Consider the following 20,124-nt stretch of genomic DNA (forward strand, 5'->3'; position numbering starts at 1 on the left):
ACCACTAAACGATCACTGTAATTTCTTATAATCTTCGGTGCTGTAACCACCTTTTGGCACTTCCAACGGAAGATTGCCGTTTTTGGTAGACGGAAGCTGTACTTTCGTTTTTCCTCCGGAAGAGTCGTTTTTATAGACACCAAGCATTGGAAGGACGTCTCCCATAACGGAACTGGCAAATTCTGTGGCATAGGTGCTATGCGCCTGATCCTCCACATGGGGCTGATCGATCACGACATAGATCACAACCTCAGGGTGTTCTACCGGTGTGAATCCAATAAAGGAAACCAGATAATTTTTCTTTTTACGCGGATACTTCTCTGCAGTACCGGTTTTGCCGCCAACTTTATAGCCTTTCACCTGTGCCGCCTTCGCAGTACCCTCTTCCACAGTTTTGTATAGATAACCGCGAAGCAGCTTACTCGTTTCCGCGGTAACTACTTTATGAACCGGCTGTGTTTCTATTTCAGAAACAGTAGCTCCATTTTCATTTTGAATTTCCTTCACAACGTGCGGAGTGTAATAATACCCACCATTTACTACCGAGGAAAACGCTGCTGCCATCTGCACCATGGTCACCGTCTGGCTCTGTCCAAAACTTGACGTAGCTAAGTCGGCACTGCGCATCGTATCCTCTGTAAAGATCTTGCCGGTTGCCTCACCAGGAAGATCAATGCCTGTTTTTTGTCCATATCCAAAATCGTTTACATATTTTAAGAAACGCTTGCCCCCTAATACATCTCCCATCTGCATCAAGGCATCGTTACAAGATTCCATCAACGCCTGACATATATTGATCGTTCCATGACCGCCTTTGCTAAACGCCACGCACTTGATCTTGCTTCCACCAACTTTCTGATAACCATCGCAGACATACGTTCTGCTTGGAGAAGTCGTTCCCTCTTCCAAACTTGCCGCTACCGTGATCGGTTTGAAAGTTGATCCCGGTTCGTAAGCATCACTGATGCAGAAATTACGCCAGATCTCATTTAATTCCTCCATCTTTTTCTTGTCACTCATACCGGCAAGCTTGTCCTCTGAGTAATACTTACTCAGATCACTTGGATCATTCAGGTCATACCCGGGTGATGATGCCATCGCATATATTTCTCCATTGTTTGGATTCATAATGATGACACCCATATTTTCAGATCCGGTATCCGTCTGAAACTTCTGCATATGCTGTTCCAACACACCCTGCACATTAACATCAATCGTAGAAATGATCTTTTTACCATTTTCCGGTTCTTTGACATTCTCTACAAGATTAAGATCCGAATCATAATACCCATACTTTTTGCCTGTTTTACCACTAAGCTGGCTGTTGTACTGATTTTCAATTCCCCATATTCCAACATTATCCGAAGAACAAAATCCGATCACATTACTTGCTACTGTTGAATACGGATACTGTCTCACATATTCTTCTTCAAACCATACTCCCTGAATGTTTTTATCTTTATCAGCAAGCTCATTAAAAGCATCCACAACATCTCTGGATAATCCCTTATACTTCTTCACAACATAATAATGAGAATCCGGCTTTTTGTCGATGATCTTACGAACCGCACCTTCTGACATTCCAACTGTCTGTTGCAACGCTTTGGTCGTCGGCTCAAAATATGCGCTGTCCAACGTCAGTGCCTTTGGATCCAGTACTAAATTATACACCTTCTTACTGGACGCCAGCTTATTGCCATTGCGATCCAAAATATCTCCTCTACGGTATGCGATCGTATTACTCACATAACTTTGCTGTGATAACACGATCTTCTCATATTCATCCCCTTTACTCTGCCCCAGCCAGATCGTCCAGCCCACACAAACTAACGCAAATAAAACAATAGCACCGAGCGCAATAAATGTTCTTTGATACATCCTGCGGGTGCTAAATTTGTATTTTGTGTGTACTTTTCGGCGTCTCTGAGGATTGCCGGCTCGGTTTGTCTGTCTTCTCCTACTTTGGTTACTCTGCGTTCTTCTGCTCATCCGTGCCTCCATGTCCTGCTGTTTCGCATATACCGAATGCAAAAATTACTTTGCATCCGGTATCTCACCATATTGTTTTACCATATCACTCTTTTTGTTCTGATAGGTATATACCTGATCCTTTTTGGCGCGAACCATGCCAAGTTCCTGTGTCGCCTTGCGATAAACATCCGCAAGATCTACAGAGTCCACTACAGTCTGGTACTCCTGTTCATTATCTTCTTTCATCTGTGCAATGTCAGACTGGATCGCTACGACCTGCTGACGCTGCTCATGGAGCTGATTCTGTGTCTGAACATAAGAAAAACATACATAAAACACTGCAGCAACTGCCATGATCAAAAACAACACAGATGCACGGTGTACTCCCGGAAGTTCAACCGTTCTGCTATACGGATTTCTTCTTTCGCGCTCTCTTCGCTGATATTCCTCTTCACGTCTTTTGCGCTCCTGCTCTCTTCGAAGCGGTTCTACATCATATGCTCTGGCTGCACTGCCCTCTACATATGCCTGTCCACCACGGCCGGAATATCTGCTGTGGCTGCTTACAGATCGACTTCCACTCCCTGTCTGCCGACTGTATCCATATTGTCTGCTGCTATAACTTCCTTGTCTGCCTGCCATTCTTTGGCCCCCTTTTTATATATGCTCAAATACACGTAACTTTGCACTCTTCGCTCTCGGATTACGTTCCATTTCCTCCTCTGACGGAAGAATCGGTTTTCTTCCTACCATATGTCCTTTTGATCGGTTGCCGCACACGCACACCGGAAAATTCGGTGGACAGGTACACGGATCCTGCGCCTTCTTAAACGCTTGTTTTACAATTCGATCCTCCAAGGAGTGAAATGTGATAATGCACAATCTGCCTCCCGGATTTAACAGGTCGATCATCTCTTCTAATGTATTTTGTAACACGGATAATTCCTGATTCACCTCAATGCGTATCGCCTGAAAGGTTCTCTTTGCCGGATGTCCTCCCTGTTTACGAACTTTCATTGGTATCGCCTGACTGATGATCTCTGCCAAACGTCCTGTTGTTTTAATCGGTTCCTTTGCCCGTTCTATCACAATATGTTTTGCAATATTTTTGGCAAATTTGTCTTCCCCATAATTCTTGATCAAATGAAACAGATCACTTTCGGAATATTCGTTGACCACGTTATATGCTGACAACGCCTGTCTGTCATCCATACGCATATCGAGTGGTGCATCAAAACGATAAGAAAATCCTCTCTCGGATGTATCTAGCTGAAAAGATGAGACTCCCAAGTCTAAAGTAATGCCATCCACGCCTGCAATACCAAGCTCCTGCAATACCTGCTTCATCTCTGCATAATTACTGCGAACGATCGTCACCTTTGAACCATACGGTTTCAAACGTTCTGTGCTCGCTGCAATCGCATCTGCATCCTGATCGATTCCTATAAATCGTCCCTTGTCCCCTAGCATGGAACAGACAACACTACCATGCCCTGCTCCCCCTAAGGTTCCATCCACATATATGCCATCCGGTTTCACCGCAAGTCCATCAATGACTTCCTGCAATAACACCGAAGTATGCTGAAACTCCACGGTTACACGCCCCTTTCTTAACGATGGTTTATAAGTTTATAAAGAAATATCCAAAGTATCCATTGCACTTGCAAGAAGTTCTTCGTCCTCTTCTGTCTCCTCCGTGTTGTAACGTGCCTTATCCCAAAGCTCTACACGGTTCATCATACCAACAAAAATGACATCTTTCTCCAGATCAGCCATCTCACGATGCAGTGCCGGAACCAGAATTCGTCCCTGCTTGTCCAGACTCACCTCCATCGCTTTCGATAGAAACTGTCGTTGAATTTTACGATTTTGTAATGTAGATGGGAGACTTTGCAGCTTGTCTGCAAACTCCTGCCAAGCGTCTGACGGGTATAGATATAAGCAGCCATCCAAACCTCTAGTGATAATAAAAGTCTCTCCAAGCCCTTCTCGGTACTTTGCAGGAATGATAGTTCTGCCCTTTGCATCAATGGTATGTTCGTATTGACCCATGAACATTGCTATCACCACCCTTCTTTCAAAATACACGAATCATAAGCTCGGATCTCCGCGAATTACTCCCGCATAAAATGCTGTTCTGACGCTGCGCCTGGATCAAATCCTGTTCTGACGCTGTGTCATCGACTCCCCAGTTGAACCTACAGCGGTCTCATCAACTCCCCAGTTGAACCTGCAGCGGTCTCATCAACTCCCCAGTTGAACTTGCAGCGGTCTCACAAAATCACTTCTCACCACTTTTTAGGTTTTTCTAACCACCTTTCCCCACTTCGCCCCACTTTTCCTAAAATTCTATCGCTTTTTTGGGAATATTGCAAGTATTTTTTTATAAAAGTATGTAAAAAAGGACAAAAAAAGATCTCAATTGTAATTTTTGAGATCTTTTTACAACTTATCACGTTATTCTATTGTGTTTGTTTTGCTTGCGTTTGTTTTGCCTTAAAGATCAACATTCCAACGGCAAACAGGAATAAAACTCCCGAAAGAAGCTGTGATACTGCAATTCCACTTTCAAACAGCATCAACTGATCTGTACGTAATCCTTCGATCCAAAACCGTCCCAGACCATATCCTGCCAAATACAGTAAAAATAATTGACCATTATATTTTTTATGTGGTGTGGCAACCAAAATGATGACAAGGACCAAGAGGTTCCATACAGATTCATACAAAAATGTTGGATGCACTTGAATATACTGCGTACCGCCAATCGTCACCAAATGTTGGTTGACCGCATGCGTGATATTCGCCGGTGCTACCGCATCTTTTGGGATCTGCATCGCAAATAAGCCATCCGTATAACTGCCAAACGCCTCTCGGTTAAAGAAATTGCCCCATCGACCAATGATCTGTCCCACCAAAAGTCCGGCACAGGCCGTATCCACCAAACACAAGAAAGACTGTTTACGAATTTTTGCAAAAATCAACGTCGTGATCACTCCTGCGATCACACCACCATAAATAGCTAGTCCGCCGCCCCTTGTATTTAATATCTCACCCGGATGTTTAGCATAATAATCCCAACTAAACACGACATAATAAATTCTTGCTCCTATGATTGCAAAAATAATATCCCATACTGCCAGGTCCAAATACAATTCCTGATTTTGACCGGTGCGTTTTGCCTGCCAGCTTGCCATCAAAAACCCAAGAATCATGCCGAGTGCAATGATCATGCCATAGTATGCGATTGAAAATCCGCCTATCGTAATCGACCGCCCCAAATGTGCAATTTCAATCCCCAAATGTGGAAATCGTATATCCATAATCTACTCCATTCTTCCCTCTGTTTCAACTTTCGCTTGTCACTTATACGTTAAAACGGAACAAGATAACATCTCCATCCTGTACTACATAATCTTTTCCTTCGGAACGCACCAATCCCTTTTCTTTAGCTGCATTCTCACTTCCCTGCTCTACCAGATTGTCGTAGCTGACAACTTCTGCACGGATAAATCCACGCTCAAAATCTGTATGGATCTTTCCTGCTGCCTGCGGAGCTTTCGTTCCCCGCTCGATCGTCCAAGCACGGCTCTCATCCGGTCCGGTCGTCAAATAACTGATCAATCCCAACAAGTTATAACTTGCTGTAATAAGCTTATCCAATCCGGACTCTGATAAACCTAAATCCTCAAGAAATTCTTTCTTCTCATCATCTTCTAACTCTGCAATCTCCTGCTCGATCTGAGCACAGATCACAAACACCTCAGAGCCTTCCTGCTTTGCAAACTCACGAACCTTTGCTACATATTCGTTGGATGCAGCATCGTCTGCCAGATCATCTTCCGCAACATTGGCAGCATAGATCGTTGGCTTGTAAGTCAGCAAATTAAAGCTTTCAAGCAATTCCTTCTCATCATCATCTTCCGGCTCATAAGTCTTAGCTAAATTGCCATCTTCCATATGCTTCTTTAACTTTTCAACCAATTCCGTCTCTTTTACAAGGGTCTTGTCATTTTTGACACTCTTTACCAACTTAGCATAGCGTCTTTCCAAAATCTCCATATCAGAGAACAATAACTCCAAGTTGATCGTCTCAATATCACGAACCGGGTCAACACTGCCATCGACATGCACGATGTTAGTATCGTCAAAGCAGCGAACCACATGAACGATCGCATCAACCTCACGGATGTTAGCCAAGAACTGGTTGCCAAGACCTTCACCCTTAGATGCTCCCTTTACCAATCCGGCAATATCCACAAACTCAATTGTAGCATGTACTACTTTAGCGGAATGATGCATCTCTGCCAAAACATCCAAGCGCTTGTCCGGAACAGGCACGATACCAACGTTTGGCTCGATCGTGCAGAATGGGTAGTTGGCAGCCTCTGCTGCTCCTGCCTTGGTTAATGAATTAAATAGTGTACTTTTTCCTACATTAGGAAGACCAACGATTCCTAGTTTCATTTTCTATCTTTCCTTTCTTGTAAACCTTGATTTTACGGGGCTTGCGAGTTTTGGCATCTCGTTTATGTACCAATTTATGTACCAATTTTTCGAGACAGCAATTTTTCTGCCCTCAAAAATTTTGGTTAACGTACCAATCATGTACCAATTTTTGAGAGCAAAAAAAATTAAACCACTTTCAAAGCATCCGCAATCTGGTCGATTTCTTTTTGTTTTTGTTCTTCTGTTGTATGTACATAAAGGTTCATGGTGATCCCAATATTGGAATGACCTAAGATTGTCTGTAATGTTTTAGGTTTCATTCCGGCTTCAATACACCTGGTTGCAAACGTATGTCGCAGCACATGCATGGAAAACTTGGGAATCTTCGCTTTATCACATAGTTTGAACAGCATCGTATCATATGTACTGTTCTTAACTGGTGTTCCTTTTCTGCAAAGGAATACAAACTCTGACCACTCCATCACCGTAACCTTGAGCGCATTATTTTTCATCTTTTGCTGTCTCAAGATCTCAACGGCTTCCTCTGTCAATGGTATCGTCCGATATCCCGCCTTGCTTTTCGGTTCACCAATCCTCCATTCCTTTGTAGAATGGCGATACTCCATAGAGCGCCTTATCGTCATGGTACGGCGATCCATATCAATGTCTGACCATTTCAACCCTACCAGCTCTCCGGTACGAAGACCGGTCTGTAGCAGGAAACGGTACTGATACTCGTACGCATTTCCCTTGATCACATTGCAAAACTCACGCTGATACTGTAATGTCAATGCCTCTTTCTTTTCAGAAGGCTTACCTATATCAGAACGAACCATCTTGTTACATGGATTCTTCATGATCACATCATTCTGATAGGCATAATCCAACATATTATACAATGTAATCCGCGCCTGATAGATTGTTGAAGTGCGATAGCCTTCATCCGCCATACGATTCATAACCGTCTGGCATTGAATGGTATTCACACTACCCAGTATCTTTTTCCCTATAACCGGTTTAATATTGCGGTGATATCGTTCCGTATAGTTTCGAACTGTATTTGGCCGAACAGTTCTCTTCTTCATCGAAATCCAATACTCAAACCACGAATTAACCGTCATTTCCTCCGGGAAATCTATATTGCTGTGTTCATCGCGATATGCGGAGTCAGCCAGCCACTGTCTGCACTCTTGAAGCTTTAGGAATAATTTTTGAACACGTCTCCCATATTTATTCGTATATCTTCCAACATAGTAGCCATCTTCTCTTTGGCTTATTCCCAGACCAAGCTCTTTTCCTTTTAGGTTTTTACCCATATTGCAGCTCCTTTCACACAAAAAGAGCCTCAATACTCAAATTTAATCATATCATAAAGAGGCTCAAATGTAAAATCCTATATTTCGATCTGCTCGGACAAATATTCTTCAAATTTCCTGCGTTTTATCAGCTTTTTCTTTCCAACATATAAAACAAATGGGCAATTTGGAACTTTTAACATTTCTTCAAGCTTGTTGATTCCGATATGGCTGTATAATGCAGCTTCTTGTTTAGTCAACATCGCTTTTTCCCATATTGGAATGTTCTTATTATCTGATTCCAATCTCATCACTCTCCCAAACCCAACTGACGTTTTAAAAGGTCGTTGATTTTTTGCATGATATCTGATTGCTCTGGAATATGCCCTGCTTTCATTAAAATCTGCCGGTCATCAATTGTTACAAGCTGCTCTGCCATGAAAACCGTTGTTTTTCCAAGCCTTCCAAAGACATCCTTCTGAAATACTGTCACATGTACCGGAAATGCTTTCTTTTCCTGCTTGCTGGTTCCCGGCATTACTGTATATACCGGACCATTTCCTTTATCTGTACTGACAACCAGACATGGTCTTTTTCCAGATTGTCTATGACTGCCGGGAAATTCTCCCAAATCCACCCAAATAATATCTCCACGATATATATTCTTTATATTATTCTGTTTCATCCAATCTTCCTCTCTTTCTCCGCCCGGAATCGAATTTTCATTTTCAACTCTCCATCATCCACGGAAAATATTCGAAAACCCGCTTTTCTTACTTGTCCAACCTTGCGATAGGCATCCTCTTCATCCAAAGCAAGATACTCCATATTTGCAACCAATATAGCCTCTGCCTTTCCCTGCTGCATCCAATCAATGCACCGGCTATACATTTGATTTACAACATACGGGGCAAAACAGCTCTTACGCACGATCTTCATAGAAATTAAACCATGTGCATCTGCATATTGATTGATGTATCTCAACTGCCGATCCTCTTTCTTTTCTGCCAGTTCAAACGATTCTTCGTCCGTTGCCAGAAACACAATGCAAGGGATATTCTCCTGTCTTGCCATTCTTTGTTTCTTCTTTTCTCTTCTCCTTGCTCTTCTCGTTTCCATCACGCTACCCCCATTGCTGCACTTCCAAGTATCGTGTTGGCATCTGTTTCAAAATATCTGATCAACTTTATCAGCATTTTCAGGCTCATGCCTCTCATACCTTCTTCGATCTTTGCATAATGAGTATAACTAACCCCCAACACATCAACTACCTGCATCTGTGTTACTCTTTTCTGCTCTCGAAGCTCCCGAAGATTATTTCCTATCGTAAACATATCAACATCCGTTGTTTCTATATCACTCATTTTAAACACACTCCTTTTTCTGCAGCCTAATGTAGCCGCCATCATATATTTTTCGTTACGATGTATGCGCATGTCATCCGGTCTCTCGACCTGTATTTATCGTAAAATAACCCCAGGAAAAAATGAAGAACAGTTTCTGTAGAGAATGAGCGAAATAACTACACAGTTTTTGTATAGTTAAGAAAAGAAAAAAGGTACATATTATTAGAATTCACATCCAAATAATATGTACCTACGCAATGTCATAAAGAATCTTTGCTGCACCTGCCAATTTTATCAATTTTATATCGTCTAACCCGCCAAGAATTTGGAAAATTTCTTCCCTGCTCGTTTTTTCCTCCATTCGATCCTTCTTTCCCAGAAGGAGATAATCTGTGGATACTCCTAACACTTGACTGAGCTGACAAATGTATTCAGTGCTTATGCTAGTGCCCTGATATATCCGGTTTATGGTGTGTATTCCATTCCCCGTAATTTCTGCAAGTTTCTCTGCTGTATATCCCTTGCTCTGAGCAGTTTCCTTTATACGTTTTCCAATCATTTTCGGATCATAATCATTCATATATTCCACGATTATCACCTCCTCTCAGTTTCTGAATCTGTTGCGGAGGCAATAAAAAAAGACCTCTACAACCATTAGTTACCAGCCCTCTCTGCAAAAGAGAGTACTCCATGCGTTCATCCACATTTCATTCAACAATTCGCTATGTAACTATGTATGTAAAAATCTTTGCCTATTAAAATATTATTCTTATTCTAAAACATATCTGGCAATATATAAAATATAAAAATAAAGCGATACTACAATAATTAATTTATAAATTCGCATCTCCATATTCAATTGATATTCTATATATTACCAGTAATTACCTTTACTGTCAATATATGACAATTTTTGTCCTATACATATTCCTTTCGACTTTCTCCGACATAAAGGCGCAGAGAAAAATCGACAAAAATCTTACATAACGTAATCATTTATCACATTTTCCCCTGCGTCTCTGGTGCTTCCATCATTGCTGATGTGCCCTTATCAGGTGGGCTGTTCATTTAATTGTTATTTTATTCTTATATCACTTGTCCCCTACGGACAATTCAAGTATATCAATGCAGGTGTTTAATAAAGAGAACCCAGAAGGTAAGTTACTGGTACTGATAGAAAAATTTGTGCAAAAAAATAGGCAGCCCTCTCGAACTGCCTACCCGCCAATGGGATATTCGGATCAAGGCTTTACCCACGCCTCCCTACGGACATTACTATTATATTCAAACATTACTATTAAAATTCACTGATTTCATCGTATAGTGTCTCCCATTGTTCCGGAAGTATTTTTAATGTATAAATATCTACACTGCTCTTTTTTATCAGTTTCACCAAATCCTTCTTCATGGACTTCGCATCTTCAACTGACAACAATTTCTTCAATGCGTATAATCTGGAATATAAATCATTATTCTTAGGTAACAGATTTTCTGCATCTTTCTGATGTCGTAGTACAATGGAGGATTTCAGTCCAACCACCATGGAATTATGTGCACAATAATTTCTCAAATTTCGTACACCATCTAGCCATGTATCCACAAGTTCCGTGTCTCCTTTAGAATATCTTTTCTCATGAAACAGATATGTGAGCACACCCTTTCTCAAATCACCGCGAAGATAATTATACATCATTGACATAGTACCAAATTCCGTATAACTGAATGTTACCCATATTGGGAGTTTATTGGTATGCCTGTTTCCACCTTTACGATACTCCTTTAGTTCTGGATATTTAACAACATTTTTTCTCAGTTTTTCTTCTTTGCGTACAATATCATCATAGAAAACGCTTTCAAAATATTTTATATTCGTTTTTCTCTTCTTGGTATCCCTCTCTCCTCTTGACGGAGCATAAAACTCCTTTTTCATATAAAAAGTCCCATCCTGTGCCTTTATCGCACAGGCATTAGATATTGCACTCTTAAATCGCACTTCGACACGATTGCAATAATAAATAAGTATTCTCCTCAGATCAACATCAAACTGATACAACGCAAACAATGCATCCTGTGACGATTTATAACCCACATTCTCAACATTAGAAAGCAAAAATTTCCCATATCTGCTCGCTCTAAAATATCCTGCATGCAGTAAAAAACGACGCATTCGTATTCGTTGTCTAAAAGACACATACTTTTTCATCATGTCTATCTGTTCTTCAAGCGTAATCGGTAATTCCTTTTGTGCCATTTCATCTCTCCTTTAGGTAAAAAAAAAGAATGGATATACCATTCTTAATCCCGCTAATGGGATATTTGGATTAAGGCATTACCCATGCCTCCCTACGGCCTATAATTATATTAACACATGTTTCAGAACAATGCAAGGCACAATTTGCCGTCTCTGACAATAATTACACCTCCTTCCGCATCCAAGTATGTGGACAATCTTCGTCCATATGAATATCATTCAGCTCCATATATCCTTGTTTCTTGTAAAACTCTGCCACACGACACTGTGCAGACAATTCTACTCTTTTACCTCCGAGATCACTAACTGCTTTTTCCGCACCCTGCAACATCTTTTCACCATATTGCTTCCCTCGAAATTCTTTACTGACCGCAATCCTGCCAATCACATAGCAATCTCTTTCAACAGAGAAAAAGAATCTGCAAGTAGCTACTGGAATATCGTCCTCGAAAAGCAACATATGTTTCGCCAGATGATCTGTCTCATCAAATTCATCCTTAAATCCCTGCTCTTTCATGAATACTGATTTCCGTATCGCCTTCGCTTCCTGTGGTATCTCATCATAAATCTTTATAAACATTGTTGTCCACCTTTTGTATTAATTTGAAGCAACTCTCAAAAAATATGAAGTTGTCACTCTCTAATTGTCAGTTTTTTTATACTAGCAATAAGAATTTATTCCTTTTGCCCACAGCTCTTTATTTCTAGAATTGGCAATGAAATCAACGCTCATTACAATTACTTTTCCTTAACTTCCACCCTTTGTTCCTCAGGCTCTATATTGACAATTGAAAATGATAGCTTCCCTGTTTCATCAATAGACATTTCAATTTTCTGTTTTCGAAGCAAAAGTATATTTGTAGTCAATATATGAAGAATACCTCTATCAATATTTCTCGCCTCGTCCACAAATGAAGCAAACACCTCTGACATAGCCTGAATAAATACAGCTTTTTGTTTATCTGGAAAGTTATCAACTCTTCCCAATAAATTATCCCACATCAAATACATTCTCTGTTTAGAATCACTATCTTTCTTTGATACTTCCAATGACATGTAATCAATCACATCTTTAGTAATAGACATTAAGCAACCTTCATCTAATAAAGATTGCAAGTACCCAATTAATCTCGTATCATCTATTTGCTGTCCAACCAACCAATCTGAAACTGAAATAACACTTAAATCGACCAACTCATTTAGTGACAAAGATGCTAATATCGCTTCAATTATTACCAAAGAATACTCTTCATTATGTTGAACAAATGCTATAGCATCATAATCACAAATTCCGAACAATTCCTTGCTATCAAATTTTCCAAAAAACTCTCCGTCCAGATCCTGATCGCTCTTGACGGTGGGGATAGCTTCACAATACTTTTTAACCCCCCCAGCTTCTTTTAGCCAATAATCTTTACCAGCCTCATCTACTTGATTAATAAAAGGCTTCCCATCAATAACCCCTAAAGAAGCTACAGTATCTCTATTGTATTCTTTAATGACATCTGCAACATCTGAATCAGCCTGTACCAATGTGGATTCCATAATAGTTCCACCAGATTCTCTTATTTTATCCGCCGGATATCCCGCTTTATACAAGGCGACTAATGCCGAAAAGGAAATTACATATTTCTCTGCGGTTTTAGATGCATGAACTATTTGCCTAACAAAATAGTCATGCGATGAGAGAATCATATCTACAAACTGAAAATATGTAAGACGTGTAAATCCTTTATATGTATACAGCGGCAACGGAGCATCTTGAATGTTATTATACTGTTCAAGCCAATCAACTGACTGTCTTTCATCCGGAATGATTTGAGCAAGCATTTCTGTAAAAGCAGAAGAATCCAGTTCTCCATTTTTCACCGGAATAGATAATTCCTTAGCAAATCCATGCTGCGCCATTTTCGCTGTACATGTTCTAAATAAGTAACATTCTAACGGCACTATTTCTGTAATTATATATATACCATTATCTATAGTAATTTGATCGCCGATATGCTTTCTTAAAAAGCCAAATCTGGCAGCATCATCAATATGCACATGGTAATCATTATTCCAAACATGTGGAGAAGTCGGAAGAATACAATCTTTATATACACATATCCATCGCAGACTACCATCGTCCTTTTTACAATATGCTGCCGTATCTGCCTCGATTCCTGTTATTGTTATTACTTCGTTACTGTGTATGGATGACGAAATCGCTATATATTGTCCAAACGCAGGATTGTAGCTTTCTCCTGACATTAAAATAGCACGTATATTTTCACTCTTCGCTCTTGATATGTCACCATCATTCAAATAACAGGCAGCTACCAGCATATGTAGGCGTGATGTGTCTGCCTTTATTGCTGCGTCTAATACATCCTTGCTAACCATTCGCTTATTTACCAGTGATAATGTTAACAATGAATCTATAACGAATTTATCAGTGTTATTATCCTCAAACGCTTCCTTGTACCACTTTAAGGCTTCTACATCATTCTTTTTACCTTGATGAATAATCGCTTTGTATTTTTTTATTCTAAAATCTTTTTCACCTACTTCTTCATATTTTGTTACATACAATTGTGCAAGATCATATTCATGAAAATTGAGCAAACGTTCAATTATACAATAGGCTGATTGTTTTAACAAGCATGTCATTTTGCCATCACGACATGCTTCAACAAATGCCTTCTGATTTTCCTCTAAATCCGATAAATTCAACATTTCATTCCAATATTCATAAATATTACTTAATTCATCAGTATGTTTTTTTAATTGAAATGCATATTCATCGTTGTGTTCCAAAGCCTTTAACGCATCTAAATACATAAAAAACAACAGCCAATCTTTCTCAAAGATTTCCTCGTGTTCACTGCAAAAGTCAATCAATTCCTTCTCGTTTTTGTTCGCCACAAAATAATTGTTTAGTAACCAATAGGTTTCATTTCGTACCGAATAGTCATAGACCTCTTTTAACCCTACTTCCCTCTTCTCAATTCTTATAGCATAAGCATAATCAGACAGAGGTCGTTCCTGCATCAAATCTTTTGGAACACACTTTTCTGCTTCGTCAATTTCATCCATTACCAAATAAACTTTTACCAAAACAGAATAGAAAAAGCTTCGGATTTTTTTACATAGTCTGTCATAGATTCCCTCATACTGCAGTATTTGATTTATTACAGTATTTAATTCTTGCGAATTATCATCAGTGTTATTGCTTATTAAACTCTCCACTCTCTTATCCGCTATTAAGATATCCGTGAACCAGGTCCGTCTCCCCTTTCCCACTTCTTCCATGGCAAAATGGATATTTCTTATCCTCTTCTCATATAAAGATAAAATAGCAATCAACCTTATTAGGTTTTCTTCTTCATAGACCAACTTTTTATTGAGCGCAAAACTATGAATTTCAATGCCATTAGAATAAGTAATCTCATCTGAAAAGATTCTTTCATTATTGCCACTTAATAAACTATCTACAATATCCCGCAATGACCTCGTAGTAGCAGCTTCTATCAGTCCATCTATAGGTTCATCTCTAAATAAAAGTATAGGGAGTGCTGTTCTAACTGCATTATCCCTAATTCTCTCATCAGAAATATCAACTATTTTTTTGACCGCATCATCACAATTCTCCGAACGTAGAATTTGAGACAAACAATCGTAGAAAAGCGACAAATCACCAGATTTATCTTTTACTGCAATTGCAAGATCATCAAATTCCTGAAGTCTTCCTTCATACAACTCCTTTGATAACAAATCAGCTATCAATGATGCTTCCATATTGTTGAGTTTTCCTGCTACTTTTACCGTATTAAGGATTTCAATAATGTCCTTGCGATTTTCTTTATGATTGGCATTTACTGCTTCCTTTAATTCCGTCAATTGATCCAAACATATAGACACCATACGCCTCTGTTCAACAGAAAGACTATTGCGATAATAAGTACCTACCTTATCCATTATTAAGTGATATAATCCTTCTATAACACTCTCCTCACTGTTTGCAAAAGTAATACCTTCTGCGACCGCTATTTCTCTCGCTTTTCTAGTCTCATCCTGAAGGAATGCCTTGTTACTCTTCTCAAGTTTAGTTGCAACTGACCTTTCAATCACCCTTTTCAAGAAATCCGTATTACGAATAAAGTACTCAAAAGCACCTGAATTAATATATATACTCTCATTTTTCTCGCAAAACTTGCTAATATCTTTTCTAAGCATTTTAAGAAAACGGTTCCATCGACATCTATCTGTCCATTTCTTTATGACAGAACCAGTAATATCATATATTATATTTTCCAACATGCTCAACAACAGTTCTGTCATGATTTCTTCACATCCTTGCTTTATCTTCAATGCCATAAATGCTGCATCCCCCAGAAAATTGTATAATATAGTCACGAATGTAAATGTAACAAACAAAACATCCGGACATCTACTATTTGTTTTCCTACCTACTTTAAAGTACCCTTATAAATCAGTTTGCCGCTCACTCGGCACCCCACATAATACCCATTGACAATATTGTAGCATCTTCTGTTATTTATCTCAATGAAAAACTAGAATGTGGTTTGCTTACCAACTCCAAATTCCCCCTTTATTTCCTACAAACTCTTATATTTCTGCACCAATGCCTCCAATTCTTCCAACAACGCATCAGATGGTGTCATAGTCTCGTCCCCCTTCAGTATGTAATCCGTACTCACTCCATAAATTTCACTAAACATCAACAGCGAATCGATCGACATTCCCTTCACTCCTCGCTCTATCCGGCTGATCGTTCCCGGCTCAAGTCCAACTGCCTCCGCCACCTGCTCCTGTGTCTTTCCTGCCTGTTTTCTTAATTCCTTTAATCTCTTTCCACTTGCTTCCATGTCATAAATCATCATAATTCTTCATCCTTTCCAGCCATCTTGATAGCCAGAATTAATATGATGAAAAATTATCTTTGAATTTTCCGCTCCCTGATCCACGCAAAAAGACGCAAAGGAAAGCCAGTTATCTACTGGTTATCTTTCCCCTGCGTCTCTGGTGCTTCCATCATTGCTGATGTGCCCTTATCAGGTGGGCTGTTCATTTAATTGTCATTTTGTTTCTATGTAACAGATCTGTCAGATACGGAACACACCTTTGTCGGAACGCTTCCGTATCATACCTTCTGTATATTTCTTCAACATCATTACCCGTTTGCAGCGGTTACATTTGATCGTAATGCCCTGCAGGACGATCCGGTCATCGTCCTGACACAAGGTATAATCCATCATCCTCGCATTACATTCTCTGCAATGCAACTGCACTGTACTCCAATTCTTCTCCAATTCAGTTCAACTCCTCTACCATACAAAATTGCTATTACCAACACGCAACATTTGTACTTGCAAGGGAAAGGGAAATCAACCTTCGCAAGCCCATTTCTAGAGCCGGAAGTTCCGATGCGCCCTGTCCTGACGCTCCGACATTGCTGATCTTAAAGCCTGTTGACCATGGCAAGCCATAATCTGCTTAAGCTGATTTCTCCATGAACCACATATTGTTGTCCTCATAGAACAGATATACTTCTTTTCCGTCTACGACACATGTATATCGCATCCCGACACCGCCTGCCTTTAAGCTGGCTGCACGCCGGATGTCTTTCACTTTGCTGATCTCGTACTCTACTCCATCCTCCCATACAAAACTTTTCGGAAGGAGCATTCCACCCTTGGTAAATGTGGCATTCACATCTACATAAATTTTGTCTTCGTTCAAAGAACTGCCTCCTATTCTTAACTAAAATGTCCTTGCGGATGTAGGAATAAGAAAGCCTCCAATGAAAAAGAACCTTGGAACAATAAAAATGATAGTTTTGCTAAGGAAAAGGAGGATCATTATGGATAAAAATACAGTAGTTATCGCTATTGACCACGGTTGGTCAAATATGAAAACAGTACATGAGACTTTTACTTCCGGGATTCGTGAGATTACCACGGAGCCGGCATTGTTTGAAAATGTCTTGGAGAAAGATGGAAAGTATTATAAGGTTGGAAGTGAGCGATTAAAGGTCAAGGACAGCAAGGTGGAGGATGAAAATTATTATCTGCTTTCATTAGCTGCGACAGCCAAAGAGTTAGACCGGCTTGGAAAGAGAACTGCTAATGTTTACTGGGCAGTGGGACTTCCTCTTACCCGTTTTGGCAAAGAGAAAGAGGCATTTATCAAGTATCTGGATCAGAACCGGGAAGTAACATTTAAGTATGAGAAAAAGCAGTATCATATTACGATTGAACGGATTTCGGTATATCCACAGTGCTTTGCGGCGGTTGCCAGTCAGATCAGTGAGTTTCCGGCAAAGGTGCTTGTTGTTGACATTGGTTCATGGACCGTTGATCTGATGCCGATCATCAATCAAAGTCCGGATGAATCGGTTTGTGTGACAAAGAACTCCGGTATTATTACCTGTATCCAACAGATTAATAAGGAATGTGTCAGAAAGCTTAATTCAGAGGTGGATGAGTATGACATGAGGTGGAATTTACGGTAGAAGAAACTGGGGAGATCCAAAAGGTTGCAATGTCTGATGAAAGAGTGAAGGGAGCGGTTGAAATCTATAAAACGGACAGTAAGACAAAGTCTCCGATCAAGGGAGTAGAGTTTGAACTTCGTAATAAGGATGGAAAAGTGCTTGCAAAACTTACCACAGACAAAAAGGGATATGCTAAAACCGATCTGCTTGATATCGGCACTTACGATGAAGAGGGGAACTTCGAGAAAGATATTCCTTATTATGTCGTAGAGACAAAGGCTGCGAAAGGGTATGTGCTTGACACGACACCGCACGAAGTGCTGCTTCAGTATGATGACAGTGCTGTGGAGAATGTGGTTTATACACTGAAGCTGAAGAATAAGCCGGAGAAGCCGAAACTTCCGCAGACCGGTGGAGATTATAAGCCTTGGCTGTTTGGTGTAGCAGGAGGATTCCTGATCGGTGCGGGTATTTATCTGAACCGTAGAAGGAAAAGAAGAAAAGTTTGATAAAACTTCATATGCATTGTTTAGGGAGAGGCTATGAAAATAACCTCTCCTGTTTATTTGAGAAAGGAATGATAATTATATGATGGATTTTAATATGTTTCAGGAAGTAGTGAAAGATAATATCTTAAATTCACTTCCGGCAGAATATAAAGAGGCATCCGTATCTGTGCACGCAGTACCAAAAGTAAATCGGACATTACATGCATTGACGGTAATGCTGCCGGATCGCAATAAAGCGCCTAACATTTATCTGGAGGAGATGTATGAGCATTATCAGCAGAATGAGGATATCCAGACGACTTTGGCGGAAGTAGCAGATGCGGTTGTGGAAGCTACGAAAGAGATGAGCAAAGTAAATCCGGTGCTTGATGCTGACAAGATTCAGGATAATGTGGTCCTTTGTTTAGTCAATTCCACACAGAATGAGGAACTCTTAAAAGAGGTTCCCAACAGAAGCTTTCAGGATCTGTCTGTGATCTACCGATGGGTAGTATGTGTGGATCAGGATGGAATAAGAAAAAGATATAGAACACATATTTCGGTGTATTTCCACGATTTATCGGCGTATTTTTTATAAAGTTCTTTGTTTTATTCAACAAATATTTTACAAAATAAAAAGAGAAAAGATGATAATTACAGTTTCGATAACCATTACTCATCTTTTCTCTCAGTTTTCCGCCAATCCCACCAAATAAGGTTGGTTTAACCATACCTAAAATAGTACAATGCACCAATTTAATAAAATGTGTTTTTTTAACTGTTTATCACATTTTCCCATCATTTTTTACTCCAATCTGTCGTTAGTGCTGTCATACCGTATCTACAAAGTATCTTTTTACCATTTTTACATTTTATAAGTATGGCTATAACATACTTATAGGAGGTGGCGCTATGGCTCTCAACCCAAAACAGTTTGGCACTGTTATGAAAAATGCCCGTATGGATAAAAAACTCACACAAGCTGAATTGGCTGAAATTCTTGATCTTTCATTATCATATTTGAAAGACTTGGAGCGCTTTAAGAATACTCCCAGCCTTGAGGTTTTTGCCAAAACCATACAATATTTTAATTTATCTGCTGATACTGTAATTTATCCAGATAAAAACCTGAACAACAGTACATACCAAAAATTACAAAGACATCTACTTCAATGCGATGAGAAACAGCTTAAAACTCTCCTCGCAATCGCAGAAGCTGTCCTATCAGTCGATGACACTCGCACAGACAATTCTGATATTTAATTTTTGCTCTAATATTCAAGGTTCGTTTTGTCATAAAATGAACCTTTTCTATTATTTATTCAACTGTTCAAAAATATCATTTGCCACACTATCTTTTTCAATAATTCCCATACCACACAATAAGAACAGACAATCTATATATCCCTGACAATAAGCCTGTTGAGCCTCTAGTGATGCATTATCTTCCAAGCATTCTATCCATTTCTGAATAATTCTTTGTTCGTTTTCCTTCATATGCTTCATCCGCTCTTTTCCAATCGCCTGTATCTTTTCCAATTCATTTTTAGCATTTTTCTGTCCTGGTATCTGAATTATTGATTTTTTCGATAAATTTTCGCCACGCAATTGTTGCATAAATTTCGCCACTTGGTTCCATATCTGATCACTTTCCATATTTTCGCCTCCATTCTTGTATGTAGTATTTACATATTTAGAATTGTTACACCACACAGTTAAAAACGGATTTTAATCACAAGGCACATTTCTTACGCTTGTAATATTTTAATTATTACACGTGTAAGACAAATAGCCAAGTTTTTATTTGACTTTGTATATAGTGGGC

The 20,124-nt window shown here is 39.5% G+C and carries 23 protein-coding genes; 4 read left to right on the forward strand and 19 right to left on the reverse strand.

Annotated elements, in window-relative coordinates; translation table 11 throughout:
• Window positions 1-12 precede the first annotated feature (12 nt).
• From ACSAJE_RS04355 to ACSAJE_RS04440, 18 genes are all read right to left on the reverse strand, one after another.
• A complete protein-coding gene (locus ACSAJE_RS04355) occupies window positions 13-1,989 on the reverse strand; it encodes a peptidoglycan D,D-transpeptidase FtsI family protein (protein WP_458009774.1) in 1,977 nt (658 codons plus the stop codon).
• A 45-nt stretch (window positions 1,990-2,034) separates the two neighbouring features.
• On the reverse strand, window positions 2,035-2,613 hold the full coding sequence (locus tag ACSAJE_RS04360; RefSeq protein WP_118506774.1) for an FtsB family cell division protein: 579 nt from the start codon (window positions 2,611-2,613) through the stop codon (window positions 2,035-2,037).
• A gap of 15 nt (window positions 2,614-2,628) precedes the next feature.
• A complete protein-coding gene (gene rsmH, locus ACSAJE_RS04365; protein ID WP_022025271.1) occupies window positions 2,629-3,564 on the reverse strand; it encodes a 16S rRNA (cytosine(1402)-N(4))-methyltransferase RsmH in 936 nt (311 codons plus the stop codon).
• Between the two features lie 36 nt (window positions 3,565-3,600).
• On the reverse strand, window positions 3,601-4,029 hold the full coding sequence (mraZ, locus tag ACSAJE_RS04370; protein WP_458009775.1) for a division/cell wall cluster transcriptional repressor MraZ: 429 nt from the start codon (window positions 4,027-4,029) through the stop codon (window positions 3,601-3,603).
• 404 nt (window positions 4,030-4,433) lie between these two features.
• Window positions 4,434-5,294, reverse strand: a complete 861-nt coding sequence (lgt, locus tag ACSAJE_RS04375; RefSeq protein WP_243104012.1) for a prolipoprotein diacylglyceryl transferase — start codon at window positions 5,292-5,294, stop codon at window positions 4,434-4,436.
• Window positions 5,295-5,337: 43 nt separating this feature from the next.
• The gene (ychF, locus tag ACSAJE_RS04380; protein ID WP_118690875.1) at window positions 5,338-6,438 is read right to left on the reverse strand and encodes a redox-regulated ATPase YchF; all 1,101 of its coding nucleotides are present in this window, start codon (window positions 6,436-6,438) and stop codon (window positions 5,338-5,340) included.
• Window positions 6,439-6,605: 167 nt separating this feature from the next.
• The gene (locus ACSAJE_RS04385; RefSeq protein WP_022024396.1) at window positions 6,606-7,736 is read right to left on the reverse strand and encodes a tyrosine-type recombinase/integrase; all 1,131 of its coding nucleotides are present in this window, start codon (window positions 7,734-7,736) and stop codon (window positions 6,606-6,608) included.
• A 77-nt stretch (window positions 7,737-7,813) separates the two neighbouring features.
• Window positions 7,814-8,020 carry an excisionase gene (locus ACSAJE_RS04390; protein ID WP_458009776.1) on the reverse strand — a complete coding sequence of 69 codons (207 nt, stop codon included), beginning with the start codon at window positions 8,018-8,020 and terminating at the stop codon, window positions 7,814-7,816.
• Between the two features lie 5 nt (window positions 8,021-8,025).
• Window positions 8,026-8,400, reverse strand: coding sequence for a type II toxin-antitoxin system PemK/MazF family toxin (locus ACSAJE_RS04395; protein WP_118508069.1), 375 nt, complete (start codon window positions 8,398-8,400; stop codon window positions 8,026-8,028).
• A complete protein-coding gene (locus ACSAJE_RS04400) occupies window positions 8,397-8,834 on the reverse strand; it encodes a hypothetical protein (RefSeq protein WP_458009777.1) in 438 nt (145 codons plus the stop codon). The genes ACSAJE_RS04395 and ACSAJE_RS04400 overlap by 4 nt, the downstream gene beginning before the upstream one ends.
• Window positions 8,834-9,079, reverse strand: a complete 246-nt coding sequence (locus tag ACSAJE_RS04405; RefSeq protein WP_022024392.1) for a helix-turn-helix domain-containing protein — start codon at window positions 9,077-9,079, stop codon at window positions 8,834-8,836. The genes ACSAJE_RS04400 and ACSAJE_RS04405 overlap by 1 nt, the downstream gene beginning before the upstream one ends.
• Window positions 9,080-9,311: 232 nt before the next feature.
• Complete coding sequence (locus tag ACSAJE_RS04410; RefSeq protein WP_458010048.1) at window positions 9,312-9,641, reverse strand: helix-turn-helix domain-containing protein; 330 nt, start codon at window positions 9,639-9,641, stop codon at window positions 9,312-9,314.
• 717 nt (window positions 9,642-10,358) lie between these two features.
• The gene (locus tag ACSAJE_RS04415) at window positions 10,359-11,312 is read right to left on the reverse strand and encodes an Abi family protein (protein ID WP_118690868.1); all 954 of its coding nucleotides are present in this window, start codon (window positions 11,310-11,312) and stop codon (window positions 10,359-10,361) included.
• A 163-nt stretch (window positions 11,313-11,475) separates the two neighbouring features.
• Window positions 11,476-11,892 carry a GNAT family N-acetyltransferase gene (locus ACSAJE_RS04420; protein WP_118690867.1) on the reverse strand — a complete coding sequence of 139 codons (417 nt, stop codon included), beginning with the start codon at window positions 11,890-11,892 and terminating at the stop codon, window positions 11,476-11,478.
• A 158-nt stretch (window positions 11,893-12,050) separates the two neighbouring features.
• Window positions 12,051-15,671 (reverse strand): hypothetical protein, encoded by a 3,621-nt coding sequence (locus ACSAJE_RS04425; protein WP_458009778.1) that lies wholly within the window; start codon window positions 15,669-15,671, stop codon window positions 12,051-12,053.
• Between the two features lie 242 nt (window positions 15,672-15,913).
• Window positions 15,914-16,198: a helix-turn-helix domain-containing protein gene (locus tag ACSAJE_RS04430; RefSeq protein WP_118690865.1), complete on the reverse strand. Its 285-nt coding sequence runs from the start codon at window positions 16,196-16,198 to the stop codon at window positions 15,914-15,916.
• Between the two features lie 222 nt (window positions 16,199-16,420).
• On the reverse strand, window positions 16,421-16,627 hold the full coding sequence (locus tag ACSAJE_RS04435; RefSeq protein WP_118676443.1) for a hypothetical protein: 207 nt from the start codon (window positions 16,625-16,627) through the stop codon (window positions 16,421-16,423).
• 184 nt (window positions 16,628-16,811) lie between these two features.
• Window positions 16,812-17,057, reverse strand: coding sequence for a hypothetical protein (locus tag ACSAJE_RS04440; protein WP_458009779.1), 246 nt, complete (start codon window positions 17,055-17,057; stop codon window positions 16,812-16,814).
• Window positions 17,058-17,178: 121 nt separating this feature from the next.
• On the opposite strand from ACSAJE_RS04440, the gene ACSAJE_RS04445 reads away from it, so the two are divergent.
• The 4 genes from ACSAJE_RS04445 (at window position 17,179) to ACSAJE_RS04460 (ending at window position 19,562) form a co-directional block, all read left to right on the forward strand.
• The gene (locus tag ACSAJE_RS04445; RefSeq protein WP_458009780.1) at window positions 17,179-17,829 is read left to right on the forward strand and encodes a ParM/StbA family protein; all 651 of its coding nucleotides are present in this window, start codon (window positions 17,179-17,181) and stop codon (window positions 17,827-17,829) included.
• Window positions 17,814-18,320, forward strand: a complete 507-nt coding sequence (locus ACSAJE_RS04450) for an LPXTG cell wall anchor domain-containing protein (RefSeq protein ID WP_118690863.1) — start codon at window positions 17,814-17,816, stop codon at window positions 18,318-18,320. The genes ACSAJE_RS04445 and ACSAJE_RS04450 overlap by 16 nt, the downstream gene beginning before the upstream one ends.
• 79 nt (window positions 18,321-18,399) lie before the next feature.
• Complete coding sequence (locus ACSAJE_RS04455; protein ID WP_118690862.1) at window positions 18,400-18,897, forward strand: DUF5688 family protein; 498 nt, start codon at window positions 18,400-18,402, stop codon at window positions 18,895-18,897.
• Between the two features lie 314 nt (window positions 18,898-19,211).
• A complete protein-coding gene (locus ACSAJE_RS04460; RefSeq protein ID WP_118508048.1) occupies window positions 19,212-19,562 on the forward strand; it encodes a helix-turn-helix domain-containing protein in 351 nt (116 codons plus the stop codon).
• 51 nt (window positions 19,563-19,613) lie between these two features.
• Here the strand turns inward: ACSAJE_RS04460 and ACSAJE_RS04465 are convergent, their stop codons facing one another.
• Window positions 19,614-19,955 (reverse strand): hypothetical protein, encoded by a 342-nt coding sequence (locus ACSAJE_RS04465; protein ID WP_458009781.1) that lies wholly within the window; start codon window positions 19,953-19,955, stop codon window positions 19,614-19,616.
• Window positions 19,956-20,124: the final 169 nt, after the last annotated feature.

It is taken from the genome of Jutongia sp. SJQ-6 (genome assembly GCF_054161275.1).

Bases quoted from the DNA above. Each gene is read 5' to 3' on its own strand.
- ACSAJE_RS04355 (WP_458009774.1), bottom strand. From the start codon at position 1,989: ATGAGCAGAAGAACGCAGAGTAACCAAAGTAGGAGAAGACAGACAAAC.
- ACSAJE_RS04360 (WP_118506774.1), bottom strand. From the start codon at position 2,613: ATGGCAGGCAGACAAGGAAGTTATAGCAGCAGACAATATGGATACAGT.
- mraZ (WP_458009775.1), bottom strand. From the start codon at position 4,029: ATGTTCATGGGTCAATACGAACATACCATTGATGCAAAGGGCAGAACT.
- lgt (WP_243104012.1), bottom strand. From the start codon at position 5,294: ATGGATATACGATTTCCACATTTGGGGATTGAAATTGCACATTTGGGG.
- ychF (WP_118690875.1), bottom strand. From the start codon at position 6,438: ATGAAACTAGGAATCGTTGGTCTTCCTAATGTAGGAAAAAGTACACTA.
- ACSAJE_RS04385 (WP_022024396.1), bottom strand. From the start codon at position 7,736: ATGGGTAAAAACCTAAAAGGAAAAGAGCTTGGTCTGGGAATAAGCCAA.
- ACSAJE_RS04395 (WP_118508069.1), bottom strand. From the start codon at position 8,400: ATGAAACAGAATAATATAAAGAATATATATCGTGGAGATATTATTTGG.
- ACSAJE_RS04400 (WP_458009777.1), bottom strand. From the start codon at position 8,834: ATGGAAACGAGAAGAGCAAGGAGAAGAGAAAAGAAGAAACAAAGAATG.
- ACSAJE_RS04405 (WP_022024392.1), bottom strand. From the start codon at position 9,079: ATGAGTGATATAGAAACAACGGATGTTGATATGTTTACGATAGGAAAT.
- ACSAJE_RS04410 (WP_458010048.1), bottom strand. From the start codon at position 9,641: ATGAATGATTATGATCCGAAAATGATTGGAAAACGTATAAAGGAAACT.
- ACSAJE_RS04415 (WP_118690868.1), bottom strand. From the start codon at position 11,312: ATGGCACAAAAGGAATTACCGATTACGCTTGAAGAACAGATAGACATG.
- ACSAJE_RS04420 (WP_118690867.1), bottom strand. From the start codon at position 11,892: ATGTTTATAAAGATTTATGATGAGATACCACAGGAAGCGAAGGCGATA.
- ACSAJE_RS04425 (WP_458009778.1), bottom strand. From the start codon at position 15,671: ATGGCATTGAAGATAAAGCAAGGATGTGAAGAAATCATGACAGAACTG.
- ACSAJE_RS04430 (WP_118690865.1), bottom strand. From the start codon at position 16,198: ATGATGATTTATGACATGGAAGCAAGTGGAAAGAGATTAAAGGAATTA.
- ACSAJE_RS04445 (WP_458009780.1), top strand. From the start codon at position 17,179: ATGGATAAAAATACAGTAGTTATCGCTATTGACCACGGTTGGTCAAAT.
- ACSAJE_RS04455 (WP_118690862.1), top strand. From the start codon at position 18,400: ATGATGGATTTTAATATGTTTCAGGAAGTAGTGAAAGATAATATCTTA.
- ACSAJE_RS04460 (WP_118508048.1), top strand. From the start codon at position 19,212: ATGGCTCTCAACCCAAAACAGTTTGGCACTGTTATGAAAAATGCCCGT.
- ACSAJE_RS04465 (WP_458009781.1), bottom strand. From the start codon at position 19,955: ATGGAAAGTGATCAGATATGGAACCAAGTGGCGAAATTTATGCAACAA.